General features: G+C 74.4%; 10 protein-coding genes and 1 pseudogene. 4 read left to right on the top strand and 7 right to left on the bottom strand.

Annotation, left to right across the window (positions count from 1 at the left end):
- Positions 1 to 120: 120 nt before the first annotated feature.
- The 6 genes from ACIBSV_RS01650 to ACIBSV_RS01625 all read right to left on the bottom strand — a co-directional run bounded on the left by ACIBSV_RS01650 (position 121) and on the right by ACIBSV_RS01625 (position 7,635).
- A complete protein-coding gene (locus ACIBSV_RS01650; RefSeq protein ID WP_395858886.1) occupies positions 121 to 984 on the bottom strand; it encodes a pentapeptide repeat-containing protein in 864 nt (287 codons plus the stop codon).
- A gap of 174 nt (positions 985 to 1,158) precedes the next feature.
- On the bottom strand, positions 1,159 to 3,387 hold the full coding sequence (locus tag ACIBSV_RS01645) for a UvrD-helicase domain-containing protein (protein WP_395858885.1): 2,229 nt from the start codon (positions 3,385 to 3,387) through the stop codon (positions 1,159 to 1,161).
- A 196-nt stretch (positions 3,388 to 3,583) separates the two neighbouring features.
- A complete protein-coding gene (locus tag ACIBSV_RS01640) occupies positions 3,584 to 4,309 on the bottom strand; it encodes a LysR substrate-binding domain-containing protein (protein ID WP_395858884.1) in 726 nt (241 codons plus the stop codon).
- A 211-nt stretch (positions 4,310 to 4,520) separates the two neighbouring features.
- Positions 4,521 to 5,012: a copper chaperone PCu(A)C gene (locus tag ACIBSV_RS01635; RefSeq protein WP_395858883.1), complete on the bottom strand. Its 492-nt coding sequence runs from the start codon at positions 5,010 to 5,012 to the stop codon at positions 4,521 to 4,523.
- The gene (locus tag ACIBSV_RS01630) at positions 5,009 to 7,246 is read right to left on the bottom strand and encodes a heavy metal translocating P-type ATPase (RefSeq protein ID WP_395859314.1); all 2,238 of its coding nucleotides are present in this window, start codon (positions 7,244 to 7,246) and stop codon (positions 5,009 to 5,011) included. Before ACIBSV_RS01630 ends, ACIBSV_RS01635 begins: the two co-directional genes overlap by 4 nt.
- A gap of 44 nt (positions 7,247 to 7,290) precedes the next feature.
- A complete protein-coding gene (locus ACIBSV_RS01625) occupies positions 7,291 to 7,635 on the bottom strand; it encodes a hypothetical protein (protein WP_395858882.1) in 345 nt (114 codons plus the stop codon).
- 356 nt (positions 7,636 to 7,991) lie between these two features.
- Between ACIBSV_RS01625 and ACIBSV_RS01620 the strand changes: the two genes are divergently transcribed.
- Both ACIBSV_RS01620 and ACIBSV_RS01615 read left to right on the top strand, forming a co-directional pair.
- Positions 7,992 to 8,789, top strand: coding sequence for a hypothetical protein (locus ACIBSV_RS01620; RefSeq protein ID WP_395858881.1), 798 nt, complete (start codon positions 7,992 to 7,994; stop codon positions 8,787 to 8,789).
- Between the two features lie 675 nt (positions 8,790 to 9,464).
- Positions 9,465 to 10,058: a sigma-70 family RNA polymerase sigma factor gene (locus ACIBSV_RS01615; RefSeq protein WP_395858880.1), complete on the top strand. Its 594-nt coding sequence runs from the start codon at positions 9,465 to 9,467 to the stop codon at positions 10,056 to 10,058.
- A gap of 111 nt (positions 10,059 to 10,169) precedes the next feature.
- On the opposite strand, the gene ACIBSV_RS01610 is transcribed toward ACIBSV_RS01615, so the two are convergent.
- Complete coding sequence (locus tag ACIBSV_RS01610) at positions 10,170 to 10,472, bottom strand: hypothetical protein (RefSeq protein WP_395858879.1); 303 nt, start codon at positions 10,470 to 10,472, stop codon at positions 10,170 to 10,172.
- A 427-nt stretch (positions 10,473 to 10,899) separates the two neighbouring features.
- Between ACIBSV_RS01610 and ACIBSV_RS01605 the strand changes: the two genes are divergently transcribed.
- Positions 10,900 to 12,594, top strand: a complete 1,695-nt coding sequence (locus tag ACIBSV_RS01605; protein ID WP_395858878.1) for a bifunctional 3'-5' exonuclease/DNA polymerase — start codon at positions 10,900 to 10,902, stop codon at positions 12,592 to 12,594.
- A gap of 24 nt (positions 12,595 to 12,618) precedes the next feature.
- Positions 12,619 to 12,840, top strand: a pseudogene (locus ACIBSV_RS01600) (chorismate-binding protein); the annotation flags it as partial.
- Between the last annotated feature and the right edge of the window lie 160 nt (positions 12,841 to 13,000).

Here is a 13,000-nt window from a genome sequence, read left to right as displayed (position 1 = left end):
CACCGCCGACGGCTCGTGGCCGGTCGGGCACGGCCCACGACCTGGCCCCGTACAACCGACACACCGGCACGCCCGGGAAACTCGACGCGGACACGATCCACGGCAAGGGCGGCGCAAAGGTTACGGGGTCCAGTGGGCGGGGTGGGTGAGGGTTGCGGGGAGCTTGGTGTGTGGGTCGCCCTTGGCGGCGTCGAGTTGGGATTGGACGAGGTACAGGGCGTCCGTGAGGTCCGCGCCGCGCAGGTCCGCGTCGCGGAAATCGGCGCCGATCAGGTCGGCGAGGCGCAGGTCCGCACCGCGCAGGTCGGCGCCGATCAGGTACGCCCCACGCAGGTTCGCGCCGCGCAGGTTCGCGCCGCGCAGCCTGGCACCGATCAGGTCGGCGCCGCGGCGCTCCTTCTTCTTGCCCGGGACGCCCGCGCGGGTCAACTCGCTCGCCCGCAGGAGCAGCGGGTTCAGGCGCTGCCGCAGCGCCCCGATATCGATGTGGAGCAGCTCGGCGGGCTCGCCCAGGGTGAGGCGCTCGGTGTCCTGGTACGCGCTGCGCAACTCGCCGTGGATCGGGCGCGCGGCCGGGAGCGAGCGCGCCTCGTGCAGGTATCGGAGCAACTCGTGCAGGTCCCGCATGATCGGGAACACCCGGAACATCTGCTGCGCGGTGTGCGGCGCCCGGCGCCAGTCCCGTCCCGCGTAGGTGACCTGGGCGACCTTTTGTCCCGCGCCGAAGCAGTCGTAGACGGTGCAGCCCGAGAAGCCGATGTCGCGCAGGCGCGTGTGCACGCCGCAGCCGAAGTCGCCCGCCCGGAGATTGGGGCAGGCCCGACCGGCGGGCTTGTCGATGGCGAAGTCCGCGGAGGCGGCGAAGGCGGGCGCGACGCAGCACAGCGCGAAGCAGTTCGCGCAGTCCGCGCGGAGGCTGTCGGCCCGTTCCTCGACGAGGCCCGGGTCTCGGCCGGGTACGGCGGGTTCGCGCTGGTCGGACACGGTGTGGGGACTCCTGCCGGATCGGGCTGCCGCGAGCCGCCGCTCCGTCGCGCGCTCGGGATGATCCGTTCATTGTCCCCGATCGGGTGGGAGTTCATCGCAGGGCGGGTCCGGGTGGCGCGGGATGCGGGGGTGGCCCGCTTCGGCACGTCCCGCCGTTCGGTGCGTCGGACCTCAGCGGCCGGGCGTCGCCGTGCGGGTCCGCGGCGCGGGTGTGCCGACCTGGCCGAGCCACAGCGTGTCCCGGGCCCGGACCATCGCGACGAACACCCTGCGCCGGGCCAGTTCCGCCCGCTCGCGGGCCGCGTCGCCGCCGCCGCGGGTGCCGCCCCGGGCGCCGCCGGGCCGCGCCGGGTCGTACCTCGGCAGCAGTACGTGCTTGAAGTCCAACCCCTTGGCGCGGACGTAGCCGCCGATCTTGACTCCCGCCGTCGGCCGACCCTCGTACTGCGCCAGAAGACATACCGGGATCCCGGCCCGCTCGATCAGGTCCGTGTAGTGGCCGACCTCGGCGCGGGAGCGGCACAGCACCGCGGTGTCCGGCCACGCGCGGGGGTCGGCCCGTAACGCGGCGAGAAGAGCCGCGTCGTGCGCGGCCACCGTCGCGCGATGCACCCGGACCACCTCGCGCGCCGGTTCGCCCGGCCCGTCTGCGTTGCCCGCGCCGCCGTCGAGTTCCAGGGGACGGGGGCCGGTGACGCGGCCGTGTTCGAGGTCCTCGAAGCCATCCGCGCCGACCACCGCGAGTGCGGCGCGGACGATGCCGGGCGCGTTGCGATAGTTGCGGCGTAGGACGTGGGTGCGCTCCTCGGGGATCGTGACACCGGCCTCGGCGAGCCGGAAACCGCCCGGATACACGGCCTGTTGGCCGTCCCCGATGAGCAACAGGCCGTTGGCGGCGTCGCCGACGAGCGCGTGCAGCAGGCGTACGCCCACCAGCGAGAGGTCCTGCACCTCGTCCACGATGACCGAGGCGTAGGCAGGCTGCCGCCCGCGCCGCAGCACCTCGCGGAGCGCGGCGGCGAGTACGTCGTTGAAGTCGCACACCTGCTCCGTGCGCAGCAGCCGTTCGTAGCGCTCGTACAACCGCCATACCGCCTCGCGGTCGCCCGCGCGGGTCAACCGGGTCCGCCGCCCGGGTCGGGGCAGCCGCCGGTACCGGTCGAACGTGGTGATCCCACGGCCCTTGATCACGTGATCGATCTCGTCGCGCCAGTAGCCCGCCGAGGCCGCGAGCGTGGACAGGCGTCCACCCCGACCGACCTCCGCCCAGGCCCGGTCGAAGGCGGCGGCGGCCCGGGTCGGGTCGAGTTCACGCGGCGGGCCGCCACGTCCGTTCAGGAACGCGAGCGCCCAGGCGTGGATGCCGCTGAAGTCCACCCGGTCCACCGCGACCGGCGCCATCGTGGCCAGGAACGTGCGTTGTACGCGGGGCAGGTTGGCGGTGAAGGTCGCGTACAGCACCCGGCCGGTGCCGTGTTGGGCCAGGTAGGCGGCGCGATGCAGGCCGACCACGGTCTTCCCGGTGCCCGCGGGGCCGGTGATCCGGGCCGGTCCGGGCCAGTCGGCCCGAACCAGCGCGCACTGGCCGGGATCGAGGTAGGTCATCCAGCGTTCGATCGGCCCGAGCCGTGCGGCCCGCAGCGTGGCGGCGGCGAACTCCCTCGGATCGAAGGACGCGTCGAGTGGTCCGGGTGGGGACGTACGCGCGACCGCCGTCGTCGACGGGGGCGGGGTCGTGGTCACGGGTGTGGTCGAGGGTTCGGTGGGGTCCTCGTAGGCCGGGAACACCCGCTCCAGGTGCCGCGCGATCGCCGTCACCGATTCCGGGTCCAGGCGGGCCGGTCGCCCCAACAGATCGGGCGCGGCCTGCGTCTCGCCGAGCAGTCGGATCCGGCCCAGGCCGGCGTCGACGCGATGGCCGGCGAACACCATCATCGGCACGACGGCCACCGGCGAGACGCCGAGCGTGGCGATCGCCTCCTCGGCGATCGCGGTGATCGCGAGCAGCTTCGCGGTCTCGCCGGCCCGCGGCCGATCTCCCGCGTACAGGGTGCCGTTTCGGATGTTCGGCGCGGCGCGCCAGTTCTTGACGTCGACGACGTACACCCCGGCGGGCCCGACCAGCAGCAGGTCCACGTTGGCCGTGCGGGTTCCCGGCCATCGGCGGTCGACGGCGGGCCGCCAGCCGTAGCCGGTCAGCATCAACAGGTGTGCCACGACTCGCTGTTCCGCCTGCGACGCGGCCTCGTATCGCATCGCCACGCGGCGGGCCTGGTCCCATTCGCGACGCAACTCCCGTTCTCGCGCCCGCGCGTCGCGCGCCAGCCGGGCGAGGGACCCGCCGGGGGCGGTGCGGGCGGCGGTGTCCGCGCCGGTGCCCGTCTTGCTGTTCGTGCCCACGTTTGCAGATTGCATCGCGCCCCCACCGTCGCGCCCACCCATGAGCATCCCCATCGGGACGTGTGGTCATAGGCGGCTCCGGCGGTGAATTCCCATGGATTTGTGGGCATCACGCGGGGCTGTCCCGCGTGCGCGTGGGGTGGGGCGGCGCGTCGATCCGTGGACGTGGTGTCTGGTCGACGGGCGTGGTGTCGGCTCAGCGGGACGCGGCGTCGTGCAATGCGGCGAGGAAGGCGCGCAGGGCGGGCTGCGGAGGCGCGGACTCGCGGACCGCCGCGTAGATCCTGCGGATCGGTTCGGGGTTGCGGATCCGGCGGACGACGGTCGCGGATCGACGGGTTTCCAGAGCTGATTCGGGGACCAGCGCGATACCCGGGCCGGCGGCGGCGAAGCCCTGGGCGGTGGCGTAGTCCTGACTCTCCACCACGAACTCGGGGCTGAAGCCGGCCGCGCCGCACGCGTCGAGCAGGACGTCCAGGCACGGGCCCGGCGACTCGCTCGCGACCCACTGTTCCTCGGCCAGGTCGGACAGTTCCAGCACGGGCTTCGCGGCCAGCCGGTGACCCTTCGGGAGCACCGCGCGATAGCGGACGTCGAGCAGGTGTACCAAGCGCAGCCCGTCGACGGACGGGCGGTCGTCCGGGCGGACCACGAGCGCGATGTCGGCCTGGCCGTCCCGGACCTCGGACAGCGGACGCCTCGGATCGGACAGCTTCAACCGGACCTGCACGCCGGGGTGTTCGCGGCGCAGCGCGGCCGGCGCGGGAGCCACCAGCACGGCTCCGACGGTGGCGAAGTAGTGGATGGTGATCCGACCGGTGCGCCCGGCGCGAAGGTCGGCCAGGGCGGTCTCGGCGGCGGCGGCGTGGGCGCCGATCAGCGTCGCGTACTCGGTGAGCAGACGCCCGGCCTCGCCACCCACCGCGAATCCAACCCCGCCACGCCCCACGTCACGCACCCGCCCCGCCGCCAACGCACAGCCCGCCGTCGGCCGTACTCGCCGTGCGCCAGGCGATGTTGCCACAGGCTCGGCGCTGCCTGTTGCCGGCTTCGCGCCACGCCCCCGCCGTCCCCTCCGCCGGTTGGCTGCGGCCCCGCCTCAGGTCTCTGCGGATCGCGGGGTTCCGTGTTGGTCAGGTGGTTTTTGCCGGTGTCCAGGTGCCGGGGCGGATTACCGTGGCTGTGGTGTGGATGGGCGGGCTGTGGCGGAAGTGGAGGGTGAAGGGGATGGTTTGGCCGGGGGTCAGCTCGGGGGGTGTGCCGAGCATGATGTTGGCGCCGCTCGCGGTCATGCCGAGGAGGCCCTTGGCCGGGATCGGGAGGGACTTGGTCATCCACATCCGGCCCGCGTAGCCGGTGTAGGTGTGGAAGCTGAAGCCCACGTCGGTGGTGATCGGTGTGCTCACGCCGACGAGTTCGTCGTTGGCGGCGCCGGAGTTGCGGATGGTGAAGTACGCGGAGGTGGCGTCGGCGTTGGTGGCCAGATGCACGCGGCCGTCGCTGATCGACAACCTCGGTGCGGTGCCCGCCTGTCCCGCGGCCGTCCAGGCGGTGAGCAGGGTCAGTGCGAGGGCCGCCGCCACGAGCGGGCCCGCGACCGTCTTGAGCAGGGCGAGAGGCTTCACTTCGGATCCCGTTTCGGGTCGTCGAGGCGGCGGTCGGCGCGGAATCGGGTCAGCCGCAGGCTGTTGCTCACCACCGCCAGGGAACTGACCGACATCGCCGCGGCGGCCAACATCGGATTGAGCAGCCCGGTCGCCGCGACCGGGATCAGCACCACGTTGTAGCCGAAGGCCCAACCGAGGTTGGCCCGGATGGTGCCGGTCGTCCGCCGGGAGAGCCGGATCGCGTCGGCGACCGCGGCCAGGTCGTCGCCGACCAGCGTGACGTCGGCGGCGCCGATCGCGGCGGCCGTACCACCGCCCATGCCGATGCCCAGGTCCGCCTCGCCCAGCGCGATGGTGTCGTTGATGCCGTCGCCGACCACCGCGATCGCCCGTCCGGGCTGGTCCTGCCGCAGGCCCCGGACCAGTTCGGCCTTGTCGTGCGGGTCCAACTCGCTCAGCACCTCGTCGATCCCCACCGCGTCGGCGACCGCACGCGCCGGCCCGGGACGGTCCCCGGTGGCCAGGATCACCGTGACGCCGAGCCGGTCGAGCGCCCGGATCGCGCCGGCCGCCTCGGGGCGTACCGAGTCGCCCAGCACCAGCACCCCGGACGGCACGCCGTTCACCGTCGCGAGCACGGCGGTGTCCCCGGCCGCGTCCGCCGCGGACAACGCCGCGCGCAGGTTCGCCGGCAACGACGTCACGTCTTCGGCTCCCGGCCGCAGCACCGCCACCCGCGCCCCTTGGACCAACCCGCGGACGCCCGTGCCGGGTTCGGCCGCGAAGTCGGCGACGGCCGGCAGCGGTCCGACCCGCTCGGTCGCGGCCCGGGCCACGGCCCGACCGATCGGATGCCCGGACGCGGCCTCGACCGCGCCGACCAGGGACAGCAGTTCGCCCGGATCGACCCCCGGGGCGGGCTCGTACCGCAGCAGGCTCATGCCGCCCGTGGTCAGCGTGCCGGTCTTGTCCACCACGACGGCACCGACCCGGCGCAGCCGTTCCAGCCCGGCAGGTTCGCGGATCAATACACCCATCCGGGCGCCGCGCCCGGTCGCGGCCAGGATCGCGGTGGGGGTGGCCAGGCCCAGCGCGCACGGGCAGGCGACCACCAGGACCGCCATCGTCGCGCCGGCCGCGGCCTGCGGGTCACCGCCCGCGCCGAGCCAGAAGCCCAACACGGTCACCGCCGTCGCGAGCACGGACGGCACGAACACGCCCGCGATCCGGTCGGCCAGGCGTTGCGCGTCGGTCTTGCCGGCCTGGGCCTCCTCCACCGACGCGGCGATCCGGGCGAGCCGGGTGTCCGCGCCCACCGCCGTGGCACGCGCGGTGAACCGGCCGCCCTCGTTGACACTTCCGCCGGGCACCGGGTCGTCCGGCCCGACCTCCATCGGCCGGCTCTCCCCGGTCAGGTGGGACACGTCGAGCGCGGATCGACCCTCGACCACGACCCCGTCGGCCGGGACCCGGTCGCCCGGGCGTACCACGAACACCTGACCGACCGTCAAGGACGCGGTGGGCACGGTGACCTCGACCTCCCGGCCGCCCCGGCCCGGGTGCAGTACGGCGGCCTCGTCCGGGACCAGCGCCGCCAACTCCCGTACGGCCGACCCGGTGCGGACCCGGGCCCGCTCCTCCAGTCGGCGGCCGAACAGGACGAACAGGGGTACGGCCACCGCGACTTCGAGGTAGGTGTGGGCCTCGGCGCCGGCCGCGGACGGGAGCAGGTCGACCGTCATCCGCATCCCGGGTTCACCCGCGTCGCCCACGAACAGCGCCCACAGGGACCACCCGAACGCGGCGAGCACTCCCAGACTGACCAGGGTGTCCATGGTCGCGCCCGCGTAGCGCAGCCCGTGCAGGGCCCGTCGATGGAAGGGCCATGCGCCCCAGGTCGCCACCGGCGCGGCCAGCATCAGGCACAACCACTGCCAGTTGGTGAACTGCCACGCGGGCACCATCGACAGGACCAGGACCGGAAGTGCGAGCGCGGCGGTCAGCAGCAGATCCCGCCGACCGCGATCGTGCTCCTCGGCGCCGGCCGGTCGGGCCCGGGTCGGGTCGGGCGTCGGGGCGGTCAGGGTCGCCGAGTAGCCCGCTTCGGTGACCGCCGCCAGCAGGCTCACCACGGGCACCGACGCGGGGTGTACCACCCGCGCCCGCCCCGTGGCCAGGTTGACCGTCGCGCTGACCCCGTCCAACCGGGCCAGCCGCCGTTCGACGCGATGTACGCACGCCCCGCAGGTCATCCCGGACACGGTGACGTCGGTGGTGACCAGTTCGGGCGAGGTGGTCACAGCGCACCGCCGACGGCCCGGAAGGCGGGCACCGCACCGGCCGGTTCGCCCAGTCCCATCCGGCCGTGCCCGCCGCCCTCGTCACCCATCGGCACCGGGGCACCGGGCGGACCGGGCTTGTGCAGGTCGGGGGCCACCGGGCCGGCCTGGCGCCCGACCGCGAAGGCGGCGACGAACAGGATCAACAGGAGGCCGACGAAGCCGAGCACCGTACGGGCGGCCGAGGTCGACCGGGTCGCCCCCGGGGACCAACCCGCGGCGGGATGCGCGGCCCTCGCGAGGAAGGGCAGGCGCCGGAGGCGGCGGCGAGGAGAGTCGGGTCCGCCGGCGAACACGGGCATGAATCGGGCTCCAGGGATCGAACGGCGGGAGGTCGGCTCCGGCGCGCGGGCGGCGCCGCGGTCGACAACGGCGGCACCGGGGACGGACATCGAGGACAACCTTCGAGGAGGGGCATCGGACACGGGCACCGGGGACGGGCATCCGGGTAGTCGGCCGGCGGTGATCGGTGGTTCCCCGAAGGTGCGGATTCCTGAGTGAGAGGTGCGACCGCGCGCGAGGTCGAGTTCGAGGCGGTTGGGCATGGTTTGGGAGATCACTGTACGAGAGCGTTCGAGTCCGGTTCGAGCAGGGTTCGGGAGAAGTTCGGGAATCGGCCGGGCACCCGAGGGCTCCCGCGTACCCGGCAGGTGGGAGCATGAGCGTCACCATGCCTGCCCGGTCAGTGCTTCGAGCCGTTCGCGCCGCGATGTTCGCGGTGATTTGCGTGCTGCTCGCGTTGTTCGGGCACACGTTGATGTCCGACGCGCCGGTCCACTGGGCCGCGCCGGTCGGCGCCGGCGTCGGGATCGCCGTACTGGCGTGGGCCGTGGCCGATCGCGAGCGCGGCCTCGGGGCGATCACGGGCGCGGTACTGGCCGCCCAGGCCGGCCTGCACACGTTGTTCACGCTGGCCCGCCAACCGGCCCCCGAACCGACCGGCGCGGCCCGCTTCCGCGACCAGTGGCTCCAGGTGCTGCTGTGCAACGACGACCGACCCGGCGACGCGCCGACCCGGTCGGTCACCGAACTCCTGGTCCGGATGCGGCTGGACCCCAACCTGGCCGGGCAGTCCCCGGAGGCTGCCGGTTTCGGCCGCCCGCCCTCCGGCGGACACCACATGGCAGGCGCCGGGGGCGGCGGGATGAACCACGACGGCGCGTTGAGCGCCGTCCTGGGCCACGGCGGGACCGGCATGGTCGCCGCGCACGTGCTGGCCGCGCTCGGCTGTGGTGTGTGGCTGCGCCACGGTGAGAAGGCCGTCTTCCGGCTGCTGCGCGTGCTCGCGACGATGGCGGGCACCGTGGTTCTCGCACTGGTGGGCGCCTGGACGTCGCCGGTCACCACCCGCCTGCCGGGCATGCCGCGCGCGGGTCACCGTCGCGAACGCGCCGTACCGAAGTGGGTCTGCCGCCCGCTGCCGGGCCGAGGGCCGCCCGCAGCGCTCTTCGCCTGAGCCGTCCACCCGACCCGCGTGTGTCCGTACGACCCGGCCGTGGTCGCCCCGCTTCGGCGCGGCGACCACCTCCGACGCCGTTCGGCGAGTGCGTGTTCGTGAGTGCCTGTTCGCGCGTATTCGTCCGTGGTCGCCGCGTGTCGCGGGGCCGCGCCCCGACGGGGCGCCGCGCCCGCGTCGGCGCGTGGCGTCCGTGAGGGCGAGTACGCGCCCGCGATCGTGCTGCCCATGCACCGGCGCACGTTCGCGGTGATCGCACGCACCCACCCACACCGCGGGCCGCGACGCCGACCGAGAACGCGTTTGCGTCGCCGTCGGTGGACCCGGGCGTACCCGCCACCCGAGTAGCGCCCGCCGCGCCGACTCGCCGGTCGCCGTGTCCGAACCCGACACCGCGCGCCGAGCGGGCCGGCCGTGTGCCCGGGCGCCATCGGGTGCTTCGCGCACCGCCGTCGAGACCGGGCCCGTGGCTCCCGCGCCGCACTCGGCTCCGGCGGGCGTGCCTCCCACCAACTCGGCGTCGATCCGCTTCCGGCCGATCGATCGCCGCCCGCATGACGAGGACGTGGAACGTGACTTCCCTGCACCCTCCCGGCCGTCCCGGACCCGGAGCCGGCCGACCTCCGACCCTCGATCGACGTCGCGGCCATCGCGCGTGCGTCGGCGGGGTGTGCGATGCATGACCTCGACCTGACCGAGCGGGCCCTGGCGGGCGCCGCCGGAGACCCGGACGCCGTGGACGACTTCGTCCGGGGCACGCATCGCGACGTATGGCGCTTCGTCGCGTACCTGACCGACGTACAGAGCGCGGACGACCTCACCCAGGAGACCTACCTGCGCGCCTGGACGGCACTTCCCCGTTTCACCGGGGCGTCCTCGGTGCGCACCTGGCTGCTGTCCATCGCCCGGCGCACGGTCGTCGACCGCTACCGCGCGGCGGCCGCCCGGCCGAGGACCGCCGCGGTCGAGGACTGGGTCGAAGTCGCCGAGCGCCGCCAGGACACCTCCCGGCCCGGCTTCGAGGAGGGCCTCGCCCTCGACGACCTGTTCGGGGCGCTGCACCCGGCCCGCCGGGAGGCGTTCGTGCTGACCCAGGTGCTGGACTTCGGCTACGCGGAGGCCGCGACCATCGCGGGCTGCCCGATCGGCACGGTCCGATCCCGGGTGGCCAGAGCGCGGAGCGACCTGATCACGTTGCTGCGCGAGGCCGAGAGCGTCGCCTTCGAGACCGGGGAGGAGCATGCCGTGAGCCATCGGCGAGCCTGCTGACGCGGCTGTTCGGGGCGAGGGTCCGCCGGCGGGACCGGTGTGCCCTCGCCCGCGCGATCCCACCCGGCCCTGCGGGCGGTTCGGTGGTGTCGGGTGGGTTGCGCCGTCGGCCTACGCCTTGCGGTCGGCGAGCGCGTACGACGCGACGGCGACGGTGCCGGCCACCGCGAACACCGAGGGCCACGCGCCGATCTTCTTCGCGAGGGGATGCGAGGCGCCGAACCCGACCGTGTACAGCCCGGTCAACGCGGCGGCCGTGGGCGTCCCGGCCCGCTCCCGCCACCCCTTGGCGGCGAACGCCCCGGCCGCCGCGAGCACCGCGCCACCCAACGGGCGCTTCTTCGTATAGCGGGCGACGGCATAGCCGCCGACCAGCCCGCCGGCGGCGACCGCGGCCGTGGGGATACGAGCCATGGGAAACACACTCCTCGGATGGACGAAGGGAGACGACGAGAGACGACGAGAGACGACGGGCGACGACCGGAGACGACAGGATCTCGCCCGATCGGTTCCGGTACGACACGCCACTCGCCGGGCGCCTCGACCGGCGCCCTCACGAACCTAACGCCCCCGAATCCGCGCGCTGCCGCGACCCCGCGCCCACCCCGCGCCCACCCCATGCGCGCCTTCGTGGGCCCGGTGGGCAGATCGGTGTCGGTGCGGGCGGGTAGGGTGCGGCGGTCGGCGGGTCTGTCGCTTGTGGGTGATTCGTCCGCATCGGATGCGTCGGGAGGAGGTCGGCCTTGGAACGGTTTCGGCGAGTCGGATGCGGCACGCGCGACGTGCCGGTCGGCTGCCCGCGACCGGGCGCGTGGTGAGGCCGGCCGCGCCTCGGGTCGCGATGGCACCCGACGCGTACGGCCACGGCGGTCGGCTCCGGCCGTTGCGCGAGGACGGTGTGCCGATCGGGCCCGCCGAGCAGGTCCGCGACCTGGTCGCGGCGATCACCGACCTCGAGGCCGCTCCGGTGCCGCCCAGGTGGGTGTGGGCGTCGGCGGAGAGCGCGTACGCACCGCTGCTGCCCACCCGGGTCGCGCGCTGCCACGACCTCGCGCTGGTCGAGTCGTTGCTGCTCGCGCACGAGGGCCGGTTCGGCGAGCCGCGATCGCTGGGCGCGGCCTGGGCCCGCCTGAAGGGCCTGCCCGTACCGGACGACCTGCCGATCGGCGCCGCCGACGCGCAGGACAGCCTGTTCGTCCCCGACCGGCAGCGGTTGCCCGCCGGCGCCGACGCGCTGGAAGCGGTGGTCGCGGTACACGCCGACCAGGTGCGCCGGATCGACGCGATCGAGGACGCCGCCCGCCGCTCGCGATTCCGGCTGCTGGCCGCCGCCGAGTCGGCGGGCGGACTGGTCGCGGCCGAGATGGCCGCCGACGGTCTGCCCTGGCGGGTCGAGGTGCACGACGCGCTGCTCACCGAACTGCTCGGCCCGCGCCCGCGCGTGTCCGGCGCACCGCCACAACGACTGGCCGACCTGGCCGAGCGGTTGCGCGAGGCGCTCGGCGGGCGGGTGTTCAACCCCGACTCGCACACCCAGGTGATCAAGGCCTTCGCCGAGCAGGGCATCCGGCTCACCTCGACCCGCACGTGGTACCTACGCGACATCGGCCACCCCGCAGCCGACCTGCTGATCAAGTACAAGGAACTCGCCCGCCTGCACGCCGCGCACGGATGGGCCTGGCAGGACACCTGGGTCCGGGGCGGCCGGTTCCGCCCCGAATACGTGGTCGGCGGCGTCGTCACCGGCCGCTGGGCCGGGCGCGGCGGTGGCGCGCTGCAGATCCCGCGGGTGCTGCGCGGCGCGGTCGTGGCCGACCCGGGATGGCGGCTGGTGGTCGCCGACGCGGCCCAGCTCGAACCGCGCATCCTGGCCGCGATGTCCCGGGACGCGGGCCTGGCCCGGTCCGCCGCCGCCGGCGACCTGTACGAGGCGCTGGCCAAGGCCGCGTTCCAGGGCGACCGGGCCAAGGCCAAGCTCGGCCTGCTGGGCGCGATGTACGGCCAGACCAGCGGCGACATCGGGCCGCTCCTGGCCACGTTGCGCCGGCAGTACCCGGACGCGATGGGCTACGTGGAGGCCGCCGCGCGCACCGGCGAGGAGGGCGGCATCGTGCGCTCTCGGCTGGGCCGGACCTGCCCGCCGCCGTCGTCGGAATGGCTGGATCTCGCCGAGGGCGGTACGAGCGAGCCCGCCGCCGACCGCACCGACGACGCCGGCGCCCGCTCGGCCCGCGCCCGTGGCCGCTTCACCCGCAACTTCGTCATCCAGGCCAGCGCCGCCGACTGGGCCCTGTCCCTGCTTGCCGCGCTGCGCCGCCGACTCGCCCGCTACGACTCGGCCCCGGCCGGGCGGCCGCACCTGGTCTTCTTCCAACACGACGAGATCATCGTGCACAGCCCCGCCGAACTCACCGAGGCGGTGGCCGCGGCGATCACCGAGGCCGCCGCCGAGGCACGGGCACTGGTGTTCGGGGACACGCCGGTGTTGTTGCCGCTGATGCCGGCGGTGGTGGGGACGTACGCGGAGGCCAAGTAGGAGCGAGTAGGAGCGTGACCGCGCCTGCGAGCGTCCGGGATTCGTCGGACCGGCGCCGGGCCCGTAACCGCAGGTGGGCCCGGCCCGGGCCGCGGTGTCGCTCGTGCCGGGCGGCCGGATGGGCACGGCATCGACGCGCTCGCATCCGGACCGCGTGGCGTGTACTCGGGCGCGCTCGGCTGCTTCTCCGCGTCCGGCGCGGCCGACCTGAGCGTGGTGATCCGCACCGCCGTGATCCGGGACGGAACGGTCACCGTGGCGCGGGCGGGGCGATCGTGCCGGACTCCGAACCGGTCGCCGAGTACGCCGAGATGTCGCCGAAGGCATGCGCCACGCTGCAGGCATTCCCCGATGCGCGTGGTCGACCGGCATAGGGTGCGAACGGGCCGTTTTGCCCCGATACGCG

Origin of the sequence: Embleya sp. NPDC050154, from assembly GCF_044460165.1 — a bacterium.
In the GTDB taxonomy this organism is placed as follows: domain Bacteria; phylum Actinomycetota; class Actinomycetes; order Streptomycetales; family Streptomycetaceae; genus Embleya.
Note: the sequence above shows the minus strand (reverse complement) of the source record. Positions and strands in the feature narration are given on the sequence as shown.